General features: G+C 65.5%; 18 protein-coding genes and 2 pseudogenes. 8 read left to right on the plus strand and 12 right to left on the minus strand.

The features are described from left to right. Positions 1–40: 40 nt before the first annotated feature. Both H7K34_RS15805 and H7K34_RS15810 read right to left on the minus strand, forming a co-directional pair. Positions 41–1,627 (minus strand): GMC family oxidoreductase, encoded by a 1,587-nt coding sequence (locus H7K34_RS15805; RefSeq protein ID WP_264062933.1) that lies wholly within the window; start codon positions 1,625–1,627, stop codon positions 41–43. Positions 1,628–1,793: 166 nt separating this feature from the next. After that, a pseudogene (locus H7K34_RS15810) lies at positions 1,794–2,056 on the minus strand (DUF222 domain-containing protein); the annotation flags it as partial. 137 nt (positions 2,057–2,193) lie between these two features. On the opposite strand from H7K34_RS15810, the gene dapB reads away from it, so the two are divergent. The 3 genes from dapB to H7K34_RS15825 are packed head-to-tail and all read left to right on the plus strand — an operon-like array spanning position 2,194 to position 3,835. Continuing rightward, positions 2,194–2,931 carry a 4-hydroxy-tetrahydrodipicolinate reductase gene (gene dapB / locus H7K34_RS15815; RefSeq protein ID WP_264062934.1) on the plus strand — a complete coding sequence of 246 codons (738 nt, stop codon included), beginning with the start codon at positions 2,194–2,196 and terminating at the stop codon, positions 2,929–2,931. Beyond that, entirely contained in the window at positions 2,928–3,383 is a 456-nt protein-coding gene (locus tag H7K34_RS15820; protein ID WP_264062935.1) for a tetratricopeptide repeat protein, read from the plus strand. The genes dapB and H7K34_RS15820 overlap by 4 nt, the downstream gene beginning before the upstream one ends. Continuing rightward, entirely contained in the window at positions 3,380–3,835 is a 456-nt protein-coding gene (locus H7K34_RS15825) for a flavodoxin family protein (RefSeq protein ID WP_264062937.1), read from the plus strand. The genes H7K34_RS15820 and H7K34_RS15825 overlap by 4 nt, the downstream gene beginning before the upstream one ends. 31 nt (positions 3,836–3,866) lie before the next feature. Here H7K34_RS15825 and H7K34_RS15835 read toward each other — a convergent pair. From H7K34_RS15835 to H7K34_RS15875, 9 genes and pseudogenes are all read right to left on the minus strand, one after another. Next, a pseudogene (locus H7K34_RS15835) lies at positions 3,867–6,940 on the minus strand (NAD(P)-binding protein). Further along, on the minus strand, positions 6,937–7,341 hold the full coding sequence (locus tag H7K34_RS15840; protein ID WP_264062940.1) for an SCP-2 sterol transfer family protein: 405 nt from the start codon (positions 7,339–7,341) through the stop codon (positions 6,937–6,939). The pseudogene H7K34_RS15835 and the gene H7K34_RS15840 overlap by 4 nt, the downstream one beginning before the upstream one ends. After that, positions 7,334–8,356 carry a hypothetical protein gene (locus tag H7K34_RS15845; protein WP_264062941.1) on the minus strand — a complete coding sequence of 341 codons (1,023 nt, stop codon included), beginning with the start codon at positions 8,354–8,356 and terminating at the stop codon, positions 7,334–7,336. The genes H7K34_RS15840 and H7K34_RS15845 overlap by 8 nt, the downstream gene beginning before the upstream one ends. Next, a complete protein-coding gene (locus tag H7K34_RS15850) occupies positions 8,353–8,625 on the minus strand; it encodes a hypothetical protein (protein WP_264062942.1) in 273 nt (90 codons plus the stop codon). Before H7K34_RS15850 ends, H7K34_RS15845 begins: the two co-directional genes overlap by 4 nt. Beyond that, the gene (locus tag H7K34_RS15855) at positions 8,622–9,080 is read right to left on the minus strand and encodes a hypothetical protein (RefSeq protein ID WP_264062943.1); all 459 of its coding nucleotides are present in this window, start codon (positions 9,078–9,080) and stop codon (positions 8,622–8,624) included. Before H7K34_RS15855 ends, H7K34_RS15850 begins: the two co-directional genes overlap by 4 nt. Continuing rightward, the gene (locus tag H7K34_RS15860) at positions 9,077–10,261 is read right to left on the minus strand and encodes a polyprenyl synthetase family protein (RefSeq protein WP_264062944.1); all 1,185 of its coding nucleotides are present in this window, start codon (positions 10,259–10,261) and stop codon (positions 9,077–9,079) included. The genes H7K34_RS15855 and H7K34_RS15860 overlap by 4 nt, the downstream gene beginning before the upstream one ends. Then, positions 10,261–11,046, minus strand: a complete 786-nt coding sequence (locus H7K34_RS15865) for a hypothetical protein (RefSeq protein ID WP_264062945.1) — start codon at positions 11,044–11,046, stop codon at positions 10,261–10,263. The genes H7K34_RS15860 and H7K34_RS15865 overlap by 1 nt, the downstream gene beginning before the upstream one ends. Positions 11,047–11,148: 102 nt before the next feature. Next, entirely contained in the window at positions 11,149–15,498 is a 4,350-nt protein-coding gene (locus H7K34_RS15870) for an AAA family ATPase (protein ID WP_264063573.1), read from the minus strand. Positions 15,499–15,781: 283 nt separating this feature from the next. Continuing rightward, positions 15,782–16,615: a thioesterase family protein gene (locus H7K34_RS15875; protein WP_264062946.1), complete on the minus strand. Its 834-nt coding sequence runs from the start codon at positions 16,613–16,615 to the stop codon at positions 15,782–15,784. 39 nt (positions 16,616–16,654) lie between these two features. Here H7K34_RS15875 and H7K34_RS15880 point away from each other — a divergent pair, with 39 nt between their 5' ends. Both H7K34_RS15880 and H7K34_RS15885 read left to right on the plus strand, forming a co-directional pair. Then, positions 16,655–18,187 (plus strand): class I adenylate-forming enzyme family protein, encoded by a 1,533-nt coding sequence (locus tag H7K34_RS15880; protein WP_264062947.1) that lies wholly within the window; start codon positions 16,655–16,657, stop codon positions 18,185–18,187. Next, positions 18,184–21,411 (plus strand): acetyl-CoA carboxylase family protein, encoded by a 3,228-nt coding sequence (locus tag H7K34_RS15885; protein ID WP_264062948.1) that lies wholly within the window; start codon positions 18,184–18,186, stop codon positions 21,409–21,411. Before H7K34_RS15880 ends, H7K34_RS15885 begins: the two co-directional genes overlap by 4 nt. A 21-nt stretch (positions 21,412–21,432) precedes the next feature. Here the strand turns inward: H7K34_RS15885 and H7K34_RS15890 are convergent, their stop codons facing one another. Then, entirely contained in the window at positions 21,433–21,762 is a 330-nt protein-coding gene (locus H7K34_RS15890) for a PE-PGRS family protein (RefSeq protein WP_108920114.1), read from the minus strand. Positions 21,763–21,896: 134 nt separating this feature from the next. Between H7K34_RS15890 and H7K34_RS15895 the strand changes: the two genes are divergently transcribed. From H7K34_RS15895 to H7K34_RS15905, 3 genes are read left to right on the plus strand one after another with little or no spacing between them, the layout of a single operon-like run. Further along, positions 21,897–22,679 carry an SDR family oxidoreductase gene (locus H7K34_RS15895; protein ID WP_108920020.1) on the plus strand — a complete coding sequence of 261 codons (783 nt, stop codon included), beginning with the start codon at positions 21,897–21,899 and terminating at the stop codon, positions 22,677–22,679. After that, a complete protein-coding gene (locus H7K34_RS15900) occupies positions 22,676–23,869 on the plus strand; it encodes an acyl-CoA dehydrogenase family protein (protein WP_264062950.1) in 1,194 nt (397 codons plus the stop codon). The genes H7K34_RS15895 and H7K34_RS15900 overlap by 4 nt, the downstream gene beginning before the upstream one ends. Continuing rightward, entirely contained in the window at positions 23,866–24,963 is a 1,098-nt protein-coding gene (locus H7K34_RS15905; RefSeq protein ID WP_264062952.1) for an acyl-CoA dehydrogenase family protein, read from the plus strand. The genes H7K34_RS15900 and H7K34_RS15905 overlap by 4 nt, the downstream gene beginning before the upstream one ends. The last annotated feature ends 1 nt before the right edge of the window (position 24,964 follow it).

Raw genomic sequence — 24,964 nt, forward strand, 5'->3', positions numbered from 1 at the left:
CCACCGTTTTCAGACAGCCGGGGACGTTTCTGTCAGTATGTTATGTGTTCTCGAGAATGGTGCGACCGCAACGGTCTCCGATCATCATAGCGGGGGCGTTGGTGTTTCCCGAGGTGATGGTGGGCATGACTGCGGCGCTGGCTATGCGTAGGCCGGTGACCCCGTGAATGCGTAGCTGGGGATCAACGACGGCGTGTTTGTCGATCCCCATGCGACAGGTGCCAACAGGGTGGAAGTTGGACGTGGTGTAGGTGCGCAATGCTGCGAGGAGTTCACCGCGGGTTGTGATCTTCGCTGACGGAACACCGCTTTTGCGGCTCAGCCAAGGTTGTAGACATTTTGCGTTGATGAGTTCGCGCGCCATTTCGTACGCTTCAAGAGATGCCTCCACATCCTCACTTGCCTGCAAGAAGTTGGGCTGAACGACAGGTGGTGTGCGCGGGTCGCTCGATCTCAACTCCACGAATCCTCGGCTGGCTGGGTGTAGGTTTATCCCGCCGATTGTCATTGAATTGGCAGGGAATGGCGCGTAGGTCTGCCGATTTCCGTAGAACTGAAACTGGAACCGGGGTGTCGTGGATGGTTCGGCGCCAGAGAAGATACTGGCCAACATAGTGACCCCTTTCTCCGCAGGAAGGGGCTGGCGCAGCGGTCGGGCAATTAGGGAGATCAGATGGTCCTGTAGGTTTGCCCCAACTCCCGGCAGATCGGCGACCACAGCTATGCCATGCTTTTCCAAATCTGCCGCCGGCCCCAGGCCGGACAGGTGCAACAATTTCACCGTGTTGACTGTCCCGGCGCAGACAATGACCTCCCGGTCGGCATAAAAGCTGATTTCTCGACTGTCCCTGTCGACCACGACCCGCTCGACGGCGTTGTCCGGATTGAACTCCAGCCGGACGACATCCGCGTTTGTCAGGACCGTCAGTCGCGGATCGCTGAGATATGGCCCCACGAAGGACGTGAACGCGTCCTGCCGGACGCCGTCAACGATGTTGAACTGCGTGTAGCCGACTCCCAGTTGTCTTGCGCCGTTGTAATCGGGGTTGAAGGGGTGACCAAGATCAACCCCGGCCTGCACCGCACCGTGCGAGAGTGCAATACGGCGCGACAATTCATCTGATGGTCTGATCGGCCCTGTCAACGCGTCAAACGAGGCTTGCACGCTAGCGCAGTCCCAGCCCGCGCACCCTTGCTCTGACCACGAGTTGTAGTCCGCGGCATTTCCTTGGACCCACACCATCCCATTGATAGAGCTGGTCCCGCCTTCCAGTTTCCCGCAGGTAAATGCCATGGTTCTGCCCAGCAGAGCGGGTTGTGGTTCGGATTCGAACGGCCAGATAAGCGAGGATCCTGGCCTGCGTAACTTTGGCGGATCGTCAAAGTTACGCACGTCGGGCCGGGCATTCGATGCGCCTGCTTCAATCAAAAGCACCGTCGCTTCCGAATCGGCCAAAAGCCGAGCCGCCAGCGTGCATCCTGCCGAACCCGCTCCGACGATTACGTAGTCATAGCGGGCCACACCGCTGGCCCTCCTTAACGCACTCAGTGCCGCAGCCGAGACGCCGAACAGCGCGAGCAGTGCACGCCGCGACAACATCCCCTTGCCTTCCAGCACTTCCGACACCCTAGCTCCGCCTGCAGGCCTGATACGGCCAACGTCCACCAGCTGTGATCACCGCATCCTCCCCGGCATGCGTTGACTGCAGGCTGCGCTCCATTCTCGTGTCATATGAGACATCACTATTACATTGTATGAGACGATTATGTCTCATACAATGTAATAGGTCTGCTAATGGATGGCCGGTGAGGGTTGTGCGCCCAGATAGCTGTTCGGCGTCCTTTGCTCGGCGGCGAGCTTCGGCGTAACTAATCCGCAGGCAATCGGCAATGACCTTGGAATCGGGCCACCCATGGCGGCCGGCTCCTCCATGGGCAAGCTCGCAATGACGTCGTGGCTTGACGCAATCTGTCGTCGGCGTGAGGCTTCCATCCGTTCGAGCGCTCGCAGCCGGACGGTGGGGCCCAATGCATCGAAGTTCAGGGCGGCGGACACCTGCGCCCGAAGCCAATCGAATACATGTTCGAATTGTGTCGGCGTTTATCGGACCGAGCGATGGCAGAGGCGCAGCTTGTCGACAAAGGCCCAACTGTGGACAAAGGCCACCCGACCGCCCGTCTAGGGTGAACGCCATGCGGGTAGGAGTGCTGGGAGCCAAGGGCAAGGTCGGGACGGCGATGGTGGCGGGCGTGCAGGCCGCCGACGATCTGACCTTGTCGGCCGAAGTGGACGCCGGCGACCCGATGAGCCTGTTGACCGACGGCAACACCGAGGTCGTCATCGACTTCACTCACCCAGATGTGGTGATGGGCAACCTAGAGTTCCTGATCGGCAACGGAATTCACGCCGTGGTGGGCACGACGGGCTTCACCGCCGAGCGGCTACAGCAGGTCGAGGCGTGGCTGGCCGACAGCGCAGGCACGTCGGTGCTGATCGCGCCGAACTTCGCGATCGGTGCGGTGCTGTCAATGCATTTCGCGAAGCAGGCGGCACCCTTCTTCGACTCCGCCGAGGTAGTCGAACTGCATCATCCACACAAGGCCGACGCACCGTCGGGCACCGCAACTCGCACCGCCAAGCTGATCGCCGAATCCCGAAAAGGCATGCCGCCCAATCCCGATGCCACCAGCACCGGCCTGCCCGGTGCGCGCGGCGCCGACGTCGACGGGATACCCGTGCACTCGGTGCGGTTGGCCGGGCTGGTCGCCCACCAGGAGGTGCTGTTCGGCACCGAGGGGGAGACACTCACCATCCGCCACGACAGCCTGGACCGTACGTCGTTCGTGCCGGGCGTGCTGCTGGCGGTGCGCCGCATTCGGGACCACCCCGGGCTGACCGTGGGGCTCGAGCCCCTGCTCAACCTGCAATGAACAGGTCGCTGCGCGCGCAATTGCTGATCGCGTTCCTGTGCGCGGCGATGTTGCTGTACTTCGTGCTACTGGGCCGGTTGGCGGTCGTGATGATCGCGTCGGGGCGCGTCGCCGCCGTTGGTCTTGGGCTGGCGGTGTTGATCATGCCGGTGATCGGGCTGTGGGCGATGATTACCACGCTGCGGGCCGGATTTGCGCACCAGAAGCTGGCACGCCTGATCGCCGAGCAGGGAATGGAACTCGACACCAGCACGCTGCCGCGGCGGCCGTCGGGTCGCATCCAGCGTGACGCGGCCGACGAGTTGTTCGCCACCGTGCGCACCGAAGTGCAAGCCGACCCCGACGACTGGCGGCATTGGTATCGGCTGGCCCGGGCCTACGACTATGCGGGGGACCGCCGCCGCGCCCGGGAAGCCATGAAGACGGCGGTCGAGTTGGAGGCACGCCCGTGAGCAAGACGCTGTTGATCGTCCATCACACGCCCTCGCCGCACTGCCAGGAGCTGTTCGAGGCGGTGGTGGCCGGGGCCACCGCCCCCGAGATCGAGGGTGTGGAAGTCTTGCGTCGGCCGGCGCTGACCGTGTCGCCCGTCGAGATGCTGGAGGCCGACGGTTATCTGCTCGGCACGCCGGCGAATCTCGGCTACATTTCGGGCGCGCTGAAGCACGCATTCGATTGCGCCTACTACCAATTGCTCGATTCGACTCAGGGGCGCCCGTTCGGTTTGTACCTGCATGGAAACGAGGGCACCGAGGGTGCAGAGCGGGCGGTCGCCGGCATCGCAAACGGTTTAGGGTGGGTGAAATCCGCTGATACCGTTTCGGTTTCAGGAAAGCCGAGCAAGGCTGACGTCGAGGCGTGCTGGAACCTCGGTGCGACAATCGCAGCTCAGCTGATGGAATGAAAACTGCTTAGGGAGAACGTGTTTCACCAACTTATCTGAAGCTTTCTGGCGCGCCGGGCGTGGAGAACAGCGATCTCGGGGTGGCCTGCGGCAACGTGGTGTGGTCGACACTATTCATTGTGCGGACAAAGGCCGAACCCACTTCAGGGCGAGCGATTGCTTCCGAGATGGGCCGCGAGGCGTCGGGACGAGCCGCGAGCGTGGTCGGGTCCGCCATTTGGAATGGCTCGCGGAGGATGTCAACGTTTGGGCCGTCAAATGGGGTCGCAGCTGGTTCGGTGCCGACCGCAGTGAGTTGACTCTGGTGGTACTTGCTGGGCGCCCGGGACACCAACTTCGGCGGCCATGTTGAGTTCGAGCCGGTACCGTCAGCGCTTTTTGGGATGCCCTTGCTCGCGTACTCATCGTCGGGCGGAATCGGAACATCGGACCAGGGCTGGGCACCGGTTTTGCCGCCGTCGTTGGCGGGTGCCGTGGTCGCCTGGGTCGGTGCCGGCACCGCTCCCGTCGCCTGCTCGAGGTACTGCCGCCACGCCTGAAGATGACTGAACAGCTGCTGGGCGTAGTCGCCCGGCGCCGGTGACACCGTAGGCGTGGGCGGCCCCATCGGCGTGGATGGAATTGGTGGCATGACCGGCATTGGCGGCAGGAACTGCATGAACGGCCCCATGGGCGGAATGAACTGTCCTCCCGCCGGGGCGGTGGGCAGCACCGGCGGCCCGGTCAGGAATGGTGACCCGGCCGCCATTGCCGCCCACTGCTCGAGAAGCTGTCGCCAATTCTGCAGATAGCAGAGCAACTGCTGGTTGTAATCCGTTGTAGGCATGTTCATTTGATGACCTCCAGCTAGTGCGGGATGGGGGGCGAAGGGGTGCCGAACGACACCGCGGCCGGTGTATCCAGCGGATGCGGCAGCGACTGTTCGCTGAGTTTCGAGTCGACCGTGCGGAGCGCGCGGGTGTCGGCCGGCTCACGGTTTTCGATGTCGAACACGTAGCAGTAGTCGCCTGCCGGTGTCGGCATCCGAATCGGACTCGACATACCTTGATCGAGGAAGCCGTAGGGGAACTCCCAGTCGAGCGCCGGGGTCTTCTCTCGGCGATCGAGACCACCCGACTCGACCCAAATATAGTGGTCGAGAATGGCATTGACGGCATGCCGTCCCGATTCGCACGCTGACTCCATCGACGTCACCCGAGTGAATGTCTTGTTCCACGTGCCCGCGAAGACCACCGAATTGTTGTGCACCTGATAGCCGCCATGACGAGCCTGCCAGACATTTTGCTGCTCAAGATCTTCCAGCCACACGTCCTCTGGCGGTGTTGTCGTATAGGACGTTCCGTGCGGGTTCCACGGATCGCTGCCGGGCCGATTGTCCCAGTCTCCGACAATGGGAACCAGGTACGGTGACTCGTTGCGAACCACGCGGCCCTGGCCCTGCCCGGGTCCGGTAGCCATGACCAGGCCCCGGTCGAGCGCGTACCACACCGGCCACGGCATGACCTCTTCCGCGGCGGATCCCGCGTTGCTCGTGAGCGCGGAAATGATCTGGTGCCACACCTCTGCGGCGATTTCGTCGGCTGTGCAGTCGCGAGCCGCCTTTCCCCGGCCGAACTCATCGAGCAAGTGACCGGAAGGGGTGTTGAAATCCCCGATGTCGACCGAGAGCACCGAGGTGCAGCCGTCGAGGTCCAGTATCGGTCGCTTCTCCCACAATCCAGACTGGTTGATCGAGGACAGCGCCCACTGAGTGCCGGTGAGCAATATGTGTCCTCGGAGCAGCTGAAATTCCGTGTCGAAGTAGTACTGGATGCCGCACAGCGTTTGGAACCGATCCCATGGCACCCGTCCCATCTCATCCATCGAGTAGGGATTCCGCCGCCGCTGAGGCCGGGTCTTTTCGGGTTGCAGGGGGCCGTCCGGCGGGGGAGCGATGGTGGTGAAGCCGTTCAGCCTGGCCACGGTTCCGCCGGTGCCCGCCGCGCGCAACGCGCTGGTGATGTATTCGGCTCCCGGGGCGTCGACTGCGACGACCGTGTAGTCCGAACTCACCCGGGTACCATCCGCCAACGTGATCTGCGCGCGGGGCCGCAGATGGGCCGGCTGAGTCGGGTCGAAGACCGGAGGGTCAAGGCGAGCCGCCGCGTTCTGGACGAAGCGGACGCCGAGTGCGACGAGGTGGCGATACCAGTGGTCTAACCACGACTCGGTGGTGGGACCGTTGAGCACTCCGTCGGCCTTGTTGTCGCGGCGGTCCATATTCAGGTACAGCTGTAGATAGGTGCTCATGTTGGTCCGCGCGTCGCCCCAGATCGAATCGAGAGCAACCAGGATTCTTGGCATTTGGCGCAACAGCTTGTCGCAAGTCGGTGAATAGGCGTAGCGGTTCATCCCTGTCTTGCGGTCGTGGCCGACCAGATAGTCGTAGGCGGACAGGTTCTGCAAATCCTGTGCGCGACGCAAAGGGCTGGAGGACAGGTAGCAGAGCAGCCTAGTCAGGTAGGTCGCGACGTCGCTGGCAGTGAAGCCCAATGTTGCGAGTTCGCTGAGGATTCCGAGAAACTCGGCGGGGCTGCGTGGGAGTTCGCTGGGAAAGACGAGGGACGGCTGACCGTGCACCGTGACGCCCTTGGTGACTACCCGCCGGACGTTGTCGTACACAGTGCGCGACGTTGGTGTCCAGCTGGCCGTACCGCCGGCCGTGTGCGTCAGCTGGTAGACCGGGATGCGCTGGAACAGATCCCAGATATGTAGGTAGAACGCGGGGAAGAAGCGAAAGCCGTGTTCACCCGGAACCGGTCGTCGGGGCTCACGCGGCCGGCCCCGCCGGCCCGGGAAGGGCCGCAGTTCGGCTTGGCTCCCGTCGTGTGTGCCCACCGTCGAATACTGAGAGGCCGCGAGGCCGCCGAGTTTGACGGGCGGGTAGGTGCCTGCCGGCTCGGATCCCAGCCCGTTGCGTTCATCCCGTCGCAACTCGTACACCGTGACGACGAAACCACGCTCCGCGAGTTCGTGCGCGGCGGTGAGGCCGGCGATGCCGGCGCCGAGCACCGCCACCGCGGGACGTCGTTCGCGGGATGCCGGCGTCGTGATGCGCCCGGTCATGGCGCCCCCGCCCGCAGTTCGGACAGCAGTGCGGGCTGTGAGGAGGCGCGGACCGCGGCGTGGACATACGCCAGCAGCGAGTTGTGAGCGCATTGGACGTCGTCGAGCGACCCGTGGACGCTCAGCGTGCCCGTCTCGACGGCCTCGCTGAGCCCCACTTTCGCATCGAGCAGGTCAAGGATCGTGGCTCGCGAGGTGACGATCCGGGCACCGGCCGTCGGAGCCGCACCGTCCGATACCTGCAGTCGACCACCGCCGCGAAGCGAAAACACCTCGTCGTCGACGTCGAGTTCGACCACCATCGGACCGAGCGTGGCGACGATCAATCGGTAACTGTCGGGCACCTCGTGCTCCAGGTGCTCGGCCGAGCGTCGCAATAGCGACGAAATGTTTTCAGCCATAGAGGAACTCGAATACACCAGTTCCGGCGAAGTCGAAGTCTTCGCCGTTGATTTTGCCGCATGCGCTTGTGGTGCCGCCCGTTTCGCAAAGCACAGTCGAACGGTCGAGGTATATCTCGCTCGGCTGTGCAAGGCGGGCATAAGAATGCGAGCGGAACTCGGCACGCACCCGGTCGCCTGCCCGTGTCGCGGTGATATCCGTCCGTTCCGGCGCGCCCGGTACCTCGCCGTCCAGCAGCAGCCGCATCGGGGGCGGCAAGGTGCAGTCGGCCGCTCGGGCAAGCCGACCCTCCGAGCGCGTCCGCACCGACGCGTGCCGGAATATCGCGGCGGGCTCGTCGTGGTGCCAGACGTAGAGCGCTTGGGACAGACAGCGTTGCCGGCTTCGGTCGGTCGTCTGCATGAATACCATCGACCACGGGTTGGCGGGTTCGGTGGGCAAGATTGTGCCCCATGTCCAGCCGAAGTCGTCGCCCCACCGGAACCGGCCCCAGTTGTGGTCGTGATAGGCGAGGTCGTCTTCCATCCGGTGTTCACGGCCGCCGATACATACCCATCCGTTGGCGCGCAGCCGCGGTACGAACAGCCAGTTGATCCGGCCGTCCCCCAGCGGTTGATTGCGGACCACGAACGGCCGGCTCGCCGAGGTGAAATGCAATGTACCCCGGATGTTTTTGTCCGGCAGGTCGATTGTGATGCGGTAGCCGTCGGGCAGCACGGTCATCCGGCTGGCGCCGATGGTCAGTTCACCCAGATCGGCCGAGACGTTCAAGGCGCGCCCGTCGAACCGCTCGATAGCGCCGGTCCAATCCTCGTTGTGAGCGATCACGATGACGCGTGGCGCGAGCCGGACTTCGTCGGCGCCGACCGCTTCGTTGTTGAAGCTGAAGTTGATCAGAAGCCGGGTGTCACGTCCGTGGACCACGAAGTGCTGCCACTCCTTGTACCCCGCCGGTCTGGTCATGGCCAGCACCGGGGCGCGGACGAAGTCGCTGCGTGCCAGCAGCGCGGTCATCGCAGCCACCGCGTGATCGGTTCGGCGGGTATCGCGGCTGTTGGATTCTGCTGTGCCGTAGTTGAATTGGAGAGGCGTTCGATCGCCGCGCCGACGCTTGCAAGCCCCAGCAAGGCGTGCACGAAGTCATCTGGCGCGCGGCCGGCTCCGACTCGGCGGTTGTCGTCGGCGAGGTTGTGAACCATCCGGGCCGCGCCGGCCAGGCCGACCAGGTAGCCGATGAAATTGCTCTGATCGGCGAGCGCTTCGCGAGGATCGGTGAGCGTCATGCGAACCCCTCGGGCCGCAAGCGAGCGAGGATCGAGTCTTCGAGGCCGTGTCCGATGACAGCGTCGGCCAGCAGCTCCGCCCAGGCGTCGGGGGCGGAGTTAGGCGTGGCGGGGCCGTCGAGAACGTTGAGGCTCACCATCTCCCAGACGCGCCGGAGGTTCTCTACCGCTTCGGAGTCGACCAAGGCGTCGCGCAGCCGCGCCCCGCGGGGAGTGCTCGCGTAGCGGCGGCCCTCGGCAACGAGTAGGTCGTGCAGCCCTCTCGCGGCCGTGGGGTTGCCCAGGACCGCGCGGCGCGCGCCAACAAGCAAATCGAACGCGGTCCGCTCGGTCCCGCTAGCGTCGTCCGGCGGGGCCGGGCGCAACTGCGGGGTCTCCCGGTCGATGACGTCGAGAGTGAGCTCGCGGATCCGCTCGAGTTCCGCCAGCATGCCAAGCAAGGTTTCGGGGTTCATCGGGTCCGCCCGTGTACGTAGTCCACGAGGTCGGCCAGCATGTCTCGATGGCGGCTGGGTGGGAACCAGTCGAGACTGGCGAGCGCCGCGGCTGCCTTCTGGGCATGCCCGGCGGCGATATTCCGCGCGTGCTCGAGCGAACCGACGTCGTGCATCAATTCGTAGAGCCATTGAATGTCGTTGAGGTTCTTGCACTCCGAGGGGTGGTGTCCCTGCAGCCGAGCCTGGATTTCAGCCCGCCCCGACTGGGACAATTGCCCGCAGGTGGTGAGGCGATCCAGCAGTTCGATCAGCTCCAACTCGCCGTCGGGGCCGGGCCGCCGCTTGGCCAGAATCTGTACGGCGCGTTCCTGGTCCTTCGATTCGGCACATCGCAAGGTGTGCAACAGCATCAGGGTTCGTTTGCCCTCCCAGAGGTCGCCGCCGATCTCCTTGCCATACTCCTGCGGATCGGCCCGCAAGTTCAGCAGGTCGTCGGTGATCTGGAAGGCCGCTCCGAGATGCCGGCCGAGTGACTCGAGGGGAGCCATTCGCTCGGGTGCGGCCCCGGATGCGATCGCGCCGGCCTGTAGCGGTGTGATGAACGTGTACCAGCTGGTCTTGAGTTCCACCATCTTGAGGTAGTCGGCGTCGTTGAGCCGCCAGGCGTTGGATCGGACCCAATCGAGTTCCAGCGCCTGGCCGTCGACGGTCAGCCGGGTCATCTTGGCGATGGCTCGTAGGATGCGCAGCGCAGGTCCGAGCCCGACTCGCTCGACATTGTCAAGCAGCGGTTGCAGCGAGAGCGACAGCATCGCGTCACCGACGTTGACGGCGATCGGCACGCCGTGGTCGATGTGCAGTGTGGGTTTGCCACGCCGCCACCATGATTCGTCTTCGATGTCGTCGTGGATGAGAAACGCGTTGTGGTAGAGCTCGAGCGTCGCAGCTGTCGGCAGGACTGCCTCCAGGTGGCCTCCGAGTCCGAGGCACGCCGCGATGCTCAGTGCCGGCCGCAGCGCCTTCCCGCCGCGCAGCGGGTAGTCGAGGATCAGATCGTAGAGGCTGTTCGACCCACGTTCGTCCGGACCGTACAGCCGCTCGATCTCGCTGTCGCAGGCGTCCTTGCACAGTGCGAGATAGTCGTCGAGCGCGTTCACCGCGATCGGGCCTGCGCGCGCGCCAGGCAACGTCGACGTCATTACGGAACGCGGATAACGACGAGCCCGCGTCGATCCTTCACCCTTGTCACGTACCTGATGCGGACCCGTAGGTTTATGTTGTTCCCGGTCGCACCGACGACCTCCAGGCTGGGAAGAACGCTGACGGCGAGGTCCACGGCCTCTTCACCTGGCGAGGCGCCCGCCGCGCCGCCGTGTGCTATTCGTTGGCGCCGTCCGAGCAGCCACCCTCGGACGTCGAGGGCGGTTATGGGTGCGAGGGTATTGACGCGGTGCAGCGAGTTGATGTTCGCCGGAGGCAACAGCACATCGGTGCCGGAATTCCCGGTCGCGATAGTGCTTCCGGCGAGGTAGTGCAGCCCAAAGGTGTCCGTCACGAGACACGACGGAGCCCGGTAGCCCCCATTTTCGACCTTCGCGCGAGCCTCGATCAGCCCAGTCAGAAGCTGCTGAGTCGTTGGCCACCAGGGGATGTGCACCGTCGTCGCCAGTGTCATGGCCGGATAGAGTGCCGGGAACACCGCAGCATCTACTTTCGCGGCGAGCTTGACGGTGGCGGCGTTCACCAGCTCGAGCACCTCGTCGGGCGTCGGTGCGACGGCTTGGGCCAGCGACACGATGAAGTCAACGTGTTCCAGCTGAAGCGGCACATTGGCAAGCGTGGTCAAGCTGTCGTTGGGCACCATCGTCTGGCTGGGATCACCAGTGTCCCAATGCGGGAAGGCCTGCCAGGCAACGCTGCAATGCGCGAACGTGTCTTTGACCGCCTGGTTGGCCAGAGCCAACCGCTCCGCACTCATGTACATGGCTGCCGCTCCTCGAGGGCCCCCGACTGTCGGTACAAATCATGAGACAAATTCGGCACGTGCGCAATTACTTCGCCGAAGTTGTCGAAGTGGAGTAGTGCACTACTTGTTCAACAGCGCTATCTCTTGACCGGGGGTCATCTCACCGCGTGCCACCGCGTCGCAGTGCGCGAGGTGCAGCGGTGCTACAGGATCCTCGGGCAGTAGCTCGCGGCATCGTTCGAAAGCGGCGCGCGCCCCGCCGACGTCGCCCGCGTCGAACAGCGCGAAGGCCTCGTCGAATGCGGGTTGCGCCGCGCGTTTCACCTCGCGAAGTGACGCCGAATCCTCGTCGTACACTTCATAAATCGTGACCGGTCGGCGTCGGTTGACCACCATGACGCGCTCCATGCGACGGACGTCGAACTGCTCGGATTCAGCGAGGCGCTGATAGGTGCGATCGGAGATAAGCAAGGCGGAGCCGTAGCGTTTGTTGGTGCTCTCGATACGCGCGGCCAGGTTCACCGCGTCGCCGATGATGGTGAGCACCATGCGGTTTACGCCACCGACGAGCCCAACTCCCACCGCCCCGGTATTGATGCCGATGCCCGCCCGCAGCTCCTCGGAGCCCAGCGCCTTACGTTCCCGGTTGTGCTCGGCCAAGGAGCGCAGCATGGCCAACCCCGCCCGGACGGCGTCGGACGGGGACTCGAAGACGGCGACGATTTCGTCGCCGCGTACGTCTTGAATCATGCCGTTGTAGCTGATGATTGGGAGCTCGACGGCCCGCAGAAAGCCCATCGCCAAATTGCCCGCTTCGCCGACGTTCATGTCTTCGATCATGGTCGTATAGCCCCGGATATCGCTGATGAGCACCGTCATCTCACGCTCGACCCGGTAGCCGCTGCGGACCCGGCGAAGGTCGTCGATGTCGAGGATGCGCAGCAGTTCGTTGGGCACAAATCTCGACTGCACATCCATCAGGGACTGCCGGTACTCGTCGGCGGCCCGTAGTCGTGCTTCGAGCTGGAAGTTCCATAGCGGCGCGGCAGCCTGGGCGCACAAGAATGCGACCGCCTGCTCGTGGTCGGCGACGAAGTTGCTACCGGGCTCGCCATGCTCGGCATAAACCACGCCGATTGTTCTGTCCTGCACCATTATCGGAACGACGAGTATGGACGGCCTTGATGCCTGAATTTGCTGCTGCTGCTGACGCCGTCCCGGTGACCGGCCGCCCGTCGGGGCGGCGGCGTCGGCCGCGACGATCAGCGGGGAGCCCGCGTCCATTGCGCGGCGCACGATATTGGTGTCATAAGACACCTCGGTCCACGGCCCGTCCACAATCGAAATGTCGCCGTGATCGTTGACTGCGCGCACCGACAGATTCCCCGCTTCACCGGTGAGGAACAGGACGCGGCTCGCGCCCGTCGTGTCCGCGACCGAGCCCAGAATGATGTTGGCCAAGCCGTCCGGCGTTCGCGCGCCCGATAGCGCGTGCAGCAGTTGATGCGCGCCGACCGGGTCGATCCCAGCCGAACCCGTGAGATCGCGTCGCAGTAGCCAGGGGTGTTCCCGCGCGAGCCAGTCGGCGCGCACCGCGAAACCCAGATTCAGCCAGTGCTGGTACGCCGACCGCAGCATGTGTTCACGAAGCGTCGTGCGCCCGGTGTCGGCGTAGAGGGCGGCGGCTTCCTCGTGGGCGCGCGCACTGATCGTTGGGAGCTGGTTTCTCTCGGCGAGCTCGATCGCTTGGTGAAGGTAGCGCTCCGCTTTGGCATGTTGCCCGCGTGCTCGCTCCCACGACCCCTGGATCAGGGCATGCGGTGCCGCGTAGTTTTCCGGTGCGCCCGCCGCCCACTTGCGGTGCAACGCCAGGGTCTGGCGGACAAAGTGGGCTGTCGAAGAGTCTCGCGGCGCGCACTGGATCATGCTCAGCGCGCCGACCAGATAGACAAGTTGTGATGCCGTGGTGCCGGCCAGCCCGCCGAGATACTCGATTGCTGCCGGCGTGGCCGCGGCCGCCCCGGCGTGGTCGCCACACCAGAAGTGCAGGCCCTGCTTCATGGCTGCAGCGACGCCCAGGGCCACCTCGTCGCCCTCGAGACGGGCCGCCGGCAGCACGTCTCGCTCGTCGTAACCACTCTCGCCGGCGAGCAGGAAGGGATCGGCGCTGCGGCCCATCAAATTGAGGCAAAGCTGCTGCATCGCCTGGCAAAGGGCGCTGGGCACGGGCTGGGAACGGAACTGCGGGATCAGCGAGCTGGCCAGCGCATCGATCTCCGCGAGCGGACGGCCGGCCCAGAATGACTGGGCTAGCAGGACCGCGACCAGGTAGGCGGCATACTCCTGGTCGCCTTGATCGAGTGCCTCCTCGGCGCTGTCGCGAAGCTCGCCCAACCCGTCGCGGATCGGTTGCCTCCAGTGGCGGATGTAGTCCAGGTGCATGAACACCGTTTGTGGCCGGGTCTCCCGGAATTCCGGGCGCTCGGCAAGCTGCATGGCTACCTCGCCGAAGCGCTGACCGCCCGCGTAGTCACCGACCAGCACGAGGACAATCCCGTACGCGGCCATGACCAGCGGCGAGGACGGTGTGTGGCCGTACGCCAAGGTCAGATTGAGTTGCTTTCGGACCAGCAAGGGCAGGAGGTTCGGCCGGACGAGCACCGCCATGCTGCACAGTTCGACAAGAATCCGGTGCAGCGCGATGAATCCCTGGTCATCGCAGTGCGGTAGCCGCAGCAGCCGCTCGGTGCTCCAGCCACGCATCGTCAGCCTCATCCGGACGATTGCGTTGCCCATCCGTGGCTTGCCCGCGTCGCTTGGCACCTTTTCGCCGAACTCGTCGAGCGTCTTCCGCCCGATCTCGAGCGCCTCCTGCAGTCGGTTCTCTGCGACGCGCCCCTTGAGCCGCAGGTATGCGAGTCGCGCGCGGTCCGCGGGCTCGCGCAAGATCTTCTCGGCCTCGTCGAGTAGCGCATTGAGCGCTGTCACATCACCGACCAGCAATGCCGCGTCGGCGGCGTCGAGTTGCAGCTCCCGGGTCAGCGCGAAGTGTGCGGCCCAACGTTGCTCACCGAGCAGGTCCAAAGCGCTCCGGCAGTACCCGAAGGCCAACGGGAACGAGGCCTGCGCTCGAGCCTTCCGCGCGGCCCGCCGCACTACCTCGACGAACCGGGTGCGCTCTACGTCGTCGGCCAGCCCGAGGCCACCGATGCCGACGTGGCGCGCGGCTTCGAACACCCGAGCGTCGCCAAGCGTGACCAGCCGTCGGCCGAGGCGCAGGTGAATGGCGCGCATGTCGTCGGCGGACAGCGCCGCGCGCGCCGTTTCAGCCACGCGGTCGTGGCTGAACCGATAGCGGGCGTCGCGGCTGATCGCGTTGGTGATCCGCTGGCCGCCGCCGTCGAGGGCCTCGATCAGCCGAAGCTCGAGGCAAGCCCAGAGCGCTTGGGCCACGACGTCGGGCGACCGCGCGGCCGCTTCCGTGGCGTCGTCGAGGTCGAACTCACCACCGATGCATGACAGCGAACTCAACACTTCCCGGTCGCCGGTGCGAAGTTGGTCGAGGTACCGGCCGAGGAACTCGGCTGCCGTCGCGGAGACCTCGATCGACGTGAGCACGCGCAGGTCCCAGCTCGGGTGGCCACCGGGGCCGACCGCGATGAGCGCGCCTTCGCGTTGGGCGCGGTACAGCAGCTGACGGACCTGCAGCGGATTGCCTCCGGTGCGATGGTGGAACTCGGCGGCCACATCGCTCAGCTCCACGCTCTGGCCGCACACGTCGGCGAGCAGCTCCTCGACATCTTCGGGCGCCAGCGGTTCGAGCGCAATGGTGTTGAGGTTCTCCGATTTAATGCCCGCCAAGTCCGGATCGAATTCGCCCGCGCGGTGCGCACCGATGACTAAGACGTTGCGAAGCGACACCGTCAACAGTTCGGACAACAGCAGCAGCGTGTCTCGATCTGCCCACTGCAAGTCATCAATCGCCAGCACCACCGGGCGGTAGGACGCGGTGGTCGACACCAGTCGGATGGCCGCGCGGTGCAGGCGACGGCGAGCATCCGCCGCATCGAGGTCGGCATCATCCGAGGATTCGCCCAGCACCTGCGCCAGTTCGGGCACGAGCTCGCAGAGGACACCGGCGAACCCCGACGTCTCGCCGACGAGATCGGCACGCCAACTGTCGCGCTCGGCCGCACCGGTGGCCTCCATGGTGCGGACCAGCGAGCTAAGTGCGTCCGCCAATGCTGAGTAGGGCGCCGGTGCGCCGTCCCGGCACCTGCCGTAGGCGAATATGCAGTTGCGGCGGGAGACCTCGACGCCGAAGGCCTGCGTGAGTGTCGACTTGCCTACTCCTGGAGCCCCGCTGAGCAGGACGCATCCTCCGCTGACCCGTCCGGCCGTTTCTACTGCGGTTCGGAGTTCGGTGAGCTCGTGGCGTCGGTCGACCACGCGGCCGTCGAGGTCGAGCACCGGAGTTGTCACGGCGCAGGGCACACCATGGCGGGCGCCGTCCCGCAGACGGCGCTGCAAGGGGATCGCAAGCCGAGGCGCATGTGCACTCCCCTCCAAGGGAAATGTCCACCCACCGCAGTGACGGTCCCCCCGCTACGGGACTGTGTAGCTCCGATCTGCAGGTAGTAGAGGAGCATAGCCCAAACGCCGGACACAGTGCGAGATTTCGACGGTCAAGCAGATCGGTGGGCAGGCGGGTATGCACGAATAGTGATGACCTGGTCGTCGCGACGCGGTCGGGCTAAGTGTGAGTCGGTTTGAATGCATCCGCGGGCTGGGCCACGGCCAGTGCGGAGCTGGTGCCGATCGGGCCGTGGCAGTCGAACAGGGTCGCCGCGCCGGTGGCGACCCCTGCTGTGCCGTAGTGGCTTTGAGCGGCCAACCCGACAAATTCACCATCGGGCAGTCGGCTCGCGGTAACGGTGTAGTCGGCATTGATGTAGCGCAATCCGCCTGTGCCCCAATGGGTGAGCGAACTCGTGATGTCACCGACGAAGGCCAGGCGAGTAAACGGCGTCAACGGGTAGCCTTGCACCATCGGGCGAAACACCCGCGCCCAGGCGAACTTCTGGGGGTGGGATTGCTCCCACTCGCCCGCCGCGATGCCGGGACTGCCTTCGAACGTGGCCCCGTACCCCCAAATGAGGAACGGCATGTCGGTAGGAAAACCGTCGTAGGACGTCGGCAGCGCCGGCATCTGGACCGGATAGGACCACACTTGGCCCTCGGGATGATCGCCGCGACGCAGGAACAGCGCACTAGCGCGGGCGACGACCGTGCCGCGCTGAATCAGGGCGGCATCGACCAGCTTGATGCGGCGGCCTTCGCGTTGTATCGAAGTCTGAATCTGCACCGGTCGCAGCAGCACTGGCCGCAGCAGGTCGACGGTAAGCCGGGCAGGCTGAAAGTCGGCATCGATGCCCGATTGTTCTATGCCCCAACCCAACAAACCTCCGACGATCTGGCCGCCCATTGCCGCGCCCCACGGCCCCTGTGTCAGCGGAGCCGGAACATAGGAGTCGCCGACGGCGGCGAAAAACGCCTCGGGCATGATGGCGGAATCCTCGATCGTCACCGCTATCACGATAGGACACGCCAATAGTAAGGACCGGGCATGCCTGAAGTGATCGAAATTCCACGCGGCCACAACCCGTTCTCGACGACGGGCGTGACCCGCGACCCCGACGGCATCCTGCGTTACGAGGACCTGCCTGCCACGCTGCTGGACATGCTGGCCGAGCAGGTCGAGCGCCGTCCCGCTAGCGAGGCCGTGGTCGAAGTCGGTGCCGGCCGACTGACCTACCGGCAGTTGTGGGACCGCGCTGCGCGGGTCGCCGGCGGGCTGCGGGCGGCCGGTCTGCAACCCGGTGACCGGGTGGCGGTGCGCTATCCCGCGGGTATCAATTGGGTGTTGGCGTTTTGGGGAACGGTGATGGCCGGCGGCATTGCGGTGGCGGTCAATACGCGCTCGGCGCAGCCCGAAATCGAGTTCGTGCTGTCCGACGCGGGTGCGCGAGTGGATCTGTCTGCGGACACACCGCTGCCCGACGGCCTACCCTATGTGGCCGAAGGACTCACGCCGTTGGACACCGCCGCGCTGTTCTACACCTCGGGGACCACCGGGCATCCCAAGGGCGTGCCGACCACCCATGAGGCATTCGTCACCAACACCGAGAATTGTGTTCGGTGCATGGGATTTCCACCAAATGCCGGTGAGGAGCTGCGCACCCTGATCTCGGTGCCGCTGTTTCACGTAACCGGTTGTAATACACAATTATTAGTCGCTGTGCGACTCGGGGGAGCCTCGGTGATCATGCCGACGCTCAACCTAGACGAGGTGACCACCACGCTGAGCATCGAACGCATTTCGCAGCTGGTGACTGTTCCCGCGATTTACGCATTATTACTGCGGCACAAGGAATTTCATTCCACGGATATCTCCGGTGTTCGCTGGGTGGGCTACGGTGGGGCGCCTATCGCGCCCTCGTTGGTGCGGTCGGTGAAGAACGCCTTTCCGCAGGCAAAGGTGTTCAACGGCTACGGCATGACCGAGTCCGCCTCGCTGATGACCGTGCTACCCGACTCCGACGCGGTCGAACACGCCGACTCGGTGGGGTACGCGGTCCCCACCGTGGATCTCGGCGTGATCCCCAGCGGTGACGACGCAGGTGTGGGTGAGTTGGTGGCGCGCGGGGCCAATCTGACTGCTGGATACTGGAACCGGCCGCAGGCGTCCGAGGAGGCCATCATTGACGGCTGGCTGCACACCGGCGACGTGGTGCGTGTCGACGACGCGGGCCGGGTGCACATCGTCGACCGACTCAAGGACATCATCAATCGCGGCGGAGAGAACGTCTCGAGCGTCGAGGTCGAAGCGGTGTTGTTGGCCGCGCCCAACGTCGCGGATGCCTGCGTGCTAGCGGTGCCCGACGAGGTCATGGGTGAGAAAGTAGGAGCCGTGCTGTTCGGTGGTGCGGCGCAGATCGACGTGCCGGCCGTACTCGAGCACTGCAGCGGACAGCTCGCCGATTACAAACTTCCGCAGTACGTGACGGTGGTATCAGAAGCGTTGCCGCGCAACGCTGGCGGCAAGCTACTCAAAGCCAGGCTGCGTGGTGAAGTGCAGTGGGGTGACCCGCTCCGATGAGCGCTACCCTGCTGATCGCGAACCGCGGCGAGATCGCACTTCGGATCATCCGCACCGCCACCGAATTGGGTATGCAGACGATCGCGGTCTACGCCGAGGACGATGCCGACAGTCCGCACGTGCACGCGGCGGACGAAGCGATCGGTCTGCCGGGCAGCGGAGCGCAAGCCTACCTGGACCAGTCGTCGCTACTCGCGGCGGCGAAGAATGCCGGCGCGGGGCTGATTCATCCAGGCTATGGCTTTCTCTCGGAGAGCGCCGATTTCGCTCGCGCGTGCACAACGGCCGGGTACACGTTCGTGGGGCCGGACGCCGACGTGCTCGAGACGGTCGGTAATAAATCCGCGGCGCGCGCCGCCGCGATCGCTGCCGGTGTGCCGGTGTTGCCCGCCACCGTTGGGCCCAGCAGCGCCGCGGACATCCGGGCATTCTTCGCCACTCAAGGTGGGGCTGTCATGATCAAGGCGCTGGCAGGCGGCGGCGGGCGCGGTATGCGCCGAGTCGATAGCGCTGATCAGATCGACAATGCCCACCGGCTGTGTGCCGCGGAGGCGCAACTGGGATTCGGCGATGCGGCGGTGTTCGCCGAGGCGGTTCTCGACGACGCCAGGCACATCGAGGTCCAGATCGTCGCCGCGCCCGCCGGGCCCCGAACGCATGCGCTCGCCCTGGGCGACCGCGATTGCAGCCTCCAGCGCCGCTACCAGAAAATCGTCGAAATAGCTCCTGCTCAAGGGATTTCGGATGCGTTGCGCCACCAGCTACACCTGGCCGCCGCTCGGCTGTGCGGCAGAGTCGGACTGCGCGGGCTAGCCACCGTCGAGTTCCTGGTCGCCGGTGAAACATTCGTCTTCCTCGAGGTCAACCCCCGCATTCAGGTCGAGCACACGATCACCGAGCAGACCGCCGGGGTGGACCTGGTCGCGGCACAGCTCGCCATCGCCGGCGGCGCCTCCTACTACCAGCTGGGATTGCCGTCCGGAATCGCCTCTGACGGTGACGAAGTCATCGGCGAGCCCGCCGCACGGCGCGGCATTGCGATACAGGCCCGGGTCAACATCGAAACCCTGACGGCCGACGGGGCGGTCGTGCCCGCCGCAGGCGTCTTAACGGTGTTCTCGCCGCCGAGCGGTCCGGGTGTACGCGTCGACACCTTCGGCCGGACGGGGTTGGCGTTGAGTGCGCGATACGACTCGCTGCTGGCCAAGGTCATCACCCACGTGCACGGGTCGTCGCTGCAGGCGGCACTGCGCAAGTTGCGCACCGCGCTGGCCGAATTCGGTGTCGAGGGTGTCCGCACGAACATCAATTTCCTGCAAGAGCTGCTGTCCGACAGCCAAATTCAGTCCGGCGTGGTGACGACGGGCTTCCTCGATGCCAAGCTTCCGAAGTTGGCGGCCGCGGCGCTCACCCACGAACACGACACCCGGATGGCGTCCGTCGAGCTCTATCCCGGTGAGGAAGCGCTACGTGCGCAGCTGGCGGGCACCGTGGTCGAGTTGGCGCCCGAGGGAACCGCGCTTTCTCCCGGCGATCAACTGGTCGTGCTCGAGGCGATGAAAATGCAACATGTGCTCGTCGCACCGCACGCGCTGCGAACGGTCCGCAATCTCGTGACACCCGGTCAGGTTGTCGGAACCGGCGATCCACTGGTGGTCTTCACCCGCACCGGGGCCAGTATCGGCGGCGAGTCCGCTGTCGCCGCGGTCGATCTCGACCGGCCGCGCGCCGACCTCGACGAGGTCCGGCGGCGCCATCTGCTCACCCTTGACGAAGGGCGCGAAGCCGCAGTAGCCAAGCGGCACAACAAGGGTCGGCGCACCGCTCGGGAGAACATCGCCGATCTGGTCGACGCCGGCAGCTTCGTCGAATACGGCGCGCTCGCCATTGCCGCGCAACGCAGCCGGCGCTCCGAAGAGGACCTCATCGCCAACACCCCGGCCGACGGCCTGGTCGCCGGCCTGGCAACCATCGGCGCCGGCCGATTTGGGCGGGCGGCGGCCGAGACAGTGGTGGTGTCCTACGACTACACCGTCCTCGCCGGAACGCAGGGCATGCGCAACCATGCCAAGACGGACCGCGTCTTCGACGTGGCCGCCCGAAAGCGGTTGCCGATAGTGCTGTTCGCCGAGGGTGGGGGCGGACGGCCCGGCGACACCGACGTCGGTGGTGCGGCGGGCCTGGATGTGCCGACATTCCGGGTGCTTGCCGGGCTGCGCGGCCGGGTGCCGTTGGTGTCCATCGTCTCCGGGCGTTGCTTCGCCGGAAACGCCGCGCTGGCCGGAGTGTGCGACGTGATCATCGCGACCCCGGACGCCAATATCGGGATGGGCGGGCCGGCAATGATCGAGGGCGGCGGGCTTGGGGTGTACCCGCCCGAGGCGATAGGTCCGATCGACGTGCAGCGGCACAACGGCGTGGTGAGCCTGGTCGCCCGTGACGAAACGCATGCGGTGTCGCTGGCCAGACAATATCTGTCGTACTTTCAGGGCAGCGTCGGCGACTGGGAGGCGCCCGATCCACGGCTGGCGCGACATGTGGTGCCGGAGAACCGGTTACGCGCCTACGACGTGCGGCGGGCGATCGAGTCGATCGTCGATGTCGGCTCGGTGCTCGAGTTGCGCCCCGATTACGGCGTCGGGATCGTCACCGCACTTGTCCGCGTCCAGGGTGTGGCATTTGGATTGATAGCCAACAGCAGTCACCATCTGGGTGGCGCGATCGATGCCGAGGCCGCTGATAAGGCCGGTGACTTTCTCGCGTTGTGCGAATCGTTTCGGCTGCCGGTGATTTCGTTGTGCGACACACCCGGATTCATGGTCGGGCCGGACGCCGAGAAGCAGGCCGCGGTCCGCCGCTTCGGCCGGATGTTCGTGCTGGGTGCGCGGCTGACGGTGCCGTTCGGAATGATCATCTTGCGCAAGGGTTATGGATTGGGTGCGATGGCCATGGCGGGCGGCCCATTCCATGCCCCGCAGTTCACCGTCGCCTGGCCGACGGGGGAGATCGGCGGCATGGGCCTGGAAGGCGCGGTGCGGCTGGGCTTCAGCAAGGAGCTGGCCGCAGCGGCCGATGCGGGCGAACGTGAGCAGCTATTCGAAAAGCTGGTGGCCGCGGCGTATCAACACGGAAAGGCGCTTCGGGCCGCCACGACGTTCGAGCTTGACGACGTAATCGACCCCTCAGACTCCCGCGCCTGGATCAGCAGGCTGACGGGAGTCTGAAGGGTCGTGTCGGCAGGGGAATCAGGCGTGGCCGGATCCGCAGCCAACGCCCGGCAGGCATCCGGTACCGCCCGGAACGCCGCCCGGGCCGGCGTTCTGGCCGCCGGAGCCGCAGCCGACGCCCGGCAGGCAGCCAGTGCCACCCGGACCGCCGCCCGGGCCGCTGTTCTGGCCGCCGGAGCCGCAGTTGCCGTTGGCGTCGCAGCCGCCGCCGCCCGGGTCGTCCTTGAAGACGACGTGGGTCGCAGACGGGCCGGTCATCGCCGGGCCGGTCGCAAAACTATCCGCGGCGGCCATCGGTGCGGCGGCGATCGCGGCAGCAACAGCCCCGCCGAGAACCAGTGGTTTCAGGAGGGTCAATTTCGCTAACATGCGACTCGCATACCACGCACGCACGCGAACAAAACCTCCCAGAAAAGATTGGTTGACAATCTACGTTCTCTGCTGGCGAAGTTGGCCCCCCACAAAACAAAAGGTGTACGAAGATGACTTCACTGGATTTGACCGGCCGTACTGCGATTATCACGGGAGCCTCGCGCGGAATCGGGCTGGCGATTGCCCAACAGCTGGCGGCGGCGGGAGCCAATGTGGTGCTCACCGCCCGCAAACAGGAAGCGGCGCAAGAGGCTGCGGCGCAAGTCGGAGAGCGGGCGCTGGGCGTGGGGGCACACGCGGTCGACGAGGACGCCGCGCGCAGCTGCGTGGATCTCACGCTGGAAAGGTTCGGCAGCGTTGACATCCTGATCAACAACGCGGGCACCAATCCGGCATTCGGGCCGCTGATCGAGCAGGATCACGCGCGGTTCAGCAAGATCTTCGAGGTGAATCTGTGGGCTCCGCTGTTGTGGACTTCGCTTGCTGTCAAGGCATGGATGGGCGAACACGGCGGCGCGATCGTCAACACCGCCTCGATAGGCGGGCTGCACCAATCGGTGGGGATGGGTATGTACAACGCCACCAAGGCGGCGCTGATCCACGTCACCAAGCAACTGGCCCTGGAACTATCGCCGCGCATCCGGGTCAATGCGATTGCCCCGGGAGTGGTTCGCACCAGGTTGGCCGAGGCGCTATGGAAGGACCACGAAGACCCACTGGCATCGCAGATTGCGCTCGGACGCATCGGTGAGCCAACCGATGTGGCGAACGCGGTGGCCTTTCTGGTTTCCGACGCGGCGAGCTGGATCACCGGTGAGACGATGGTCATCGACGGCGGTTTGCTGCTCGGCGGTGCGCAGGGCTACCAGATGCGGCCCGAAGGCACGCCATGAGCGCGCAGGATTTCTCGGCCGACGTTACCGCGCGGGTGCAGGCTCTGCTGGACGGGCACGACCCGGCGACCACCGAGCCTCGCGATTTCCTTGGTGCGCAATTCGATGCGGGGTTGGCCTGGGTGCACCTGCCGCCGGGTTTCGGCGGATGCGACCTGCCGCGTAAAGCGCAGGAACTGGTGAACACTCGGTTGGCCGCCGCGGGCGCGCCGGTGGGCGGAACCGTCAAGAACTTCATCGGCATGGGCATGGCGGCCCCGACCATCGCGGCCTTCGGCACCGACGAGCAGAAGCGAAAGTTCTTGCGCCCGTTGTTCACCGGTGAACAGGTTTACTGCCAGCTATTCAGCGAACCGGGCGCGGGATCGGACTTGGCCGGGGTGGCGACGCGCGCGGTCCGCGACGGTGACGACTGGATTGTCAACGGGCAGAAGGTGTGGACGTCGATGGCGCAACACGCGCAGATGGCCATCCTTGTTGCCCGCACCGACCCGACCGTGCCCAAGCACGCGGGTTTGACCTACTTCGTCTGCGACATGACGCAACCGGGTGTCGATGTCCGGCCGCTGCGCCAGATCACCGGTGAGGCCGAGTTCAACGAGGTGTTCCTCACCGATGTCCGCGTGCCCGATGCGAATCGGCTCGGCCCGGTGGGTGGCGGCTGGCGGGTTGCGACCACCACGCTCAACAACGAACGTGTCGCGATCGGTGCCAGTTCCGGTGTTCCGCGGGAGGGCGGGATCATTGGCAAGATCGCCCGCGCATGGCGAGACGAACCGGGGCTGCGCAACGGCGCGATGCACGACGAACTGATGCGGCTCTGGGTGGAGGCGGAAGTCCTTCGACTGGCGGGGGAACGGCTGGGGCAGCAGGCCGTAGCGGGCCAGCCTGGGCCGGAGGGCGCCGGCATGAAGATCGCCTTCGCCAAGCTGGCGCAATCGCTTTCGGGTTTCGACATCGAGCTGCACGCCGAGTCCGGCCTACAGTACGACGATTGGACGATGCGCAGAACAGAAGTCGTCGACTTGGTCGGCCGCGAACCCGGATACCGCTACCTGCGGGCACGCGGTAACTCGATCGAGGGTGGCACGTCGGAAATCTTGCGCAACACCATTTCTGAACGGATTCTCGGCCTGCCGGGCGAACACCGCGTCGACAAGGATGTCGCCTGGAAGGACCTGAACCGATGAGCATCGGGGACTTGCTTTACTCCGACACCGAGGAGGCGCTGCGCGACAGCGTCCGCCACCTGTTCGCCGAGCGGTGTGCACCCGAGGTGGTAGCTCGGGCTTATGACCCAGAGCCGCAGGACTTTTCCGACCTCTGGCTGCGGCTTGGCGGCGAGCTGGGGGTTGCGGGCCTGCTGGTGCCGGAATCGCTTGGCGGTGCCGGCGGCAGTGCCCGTGAGGCCGCGGTCGTGATGGAGGAGATCGGCCGCGCCGTCGCGCCGGTGCCGTTCTTGTCCAGTGCGGTGCTTGCCACGGTCGCGTTGTTGGTGGCCGGCGACACCGAAACCCTTTCTGGGCTGGCCCAAGGTGAGTTCACCGCGGCGCTGGCGGTGCCGCTGTCGACCGCGCCCGGCGACGCGATCGCGGGGGTAAGTGTCGGGGCGGACGGGCTGAGCGGGGCGGTCAGCAGCGTCGCCGGCGCCGGTCAAGCCGACGTCTTGGTGGTGCCGGTCGCGGGTGCCGACGGTCTTGAGCTGCACACCGTCGCCACCAACGCAGCGGGTGTGCAGGTGTCACCGCTGCTGGCCCTGGATATGACGAGACCCCTTGCCAATGTACGTTTTTCGGCAGCGCCGTCAACGGTCGTCGGACCGGCGGATCCCGCAGTAGCCGTCGCGTTACAGACGGGTGCGGCGCTGCTGGCGTCCGAGCAACTCGGGCTGGCGCAGTGGTGTTTTGAGACCACCCTGGACTATGCCAAGCAGCGCAAGCAGTTCGGCCGCGCGATTGGTTCGTATCAGGCGATCAAGCATCGGTTGGCGGATCTGTGGTTCGAGGTCGGTGCGGCGACGGCGGCCGCACGTCACGCCGCGGACATTTGCGCTTCCGAAGATCGCGACGCGGGCATCGCGACGGCCGTCGCGCAGGCTTACTGCAGCGGTATCGCGGTGCATGCTGCCGAGGAGTGTGTGCAGCTACACGGCGGCATCGGCATGACATGGGAGTATCCGGCGCACCTATACCTCAAGCGAGCCAAGAGCGATCAGCTGGCCTTCGGCACTGCCTACCGTCATCGGGCCCGGCTGGCCGAGCTGGTGGACCTGCCGGCCGGCTGAG

It is taken from the genome of Mycobacterium montefiorense (assembly GCF_025823255.1).
GTDB classification, from domain to species: domain Bacteria; phylum Actinomycetota; class Actinomycetes; order Mycobacteriales; family Mycobacteriaceae; genus Mycobacterium; species Mycobacterium montefiorense.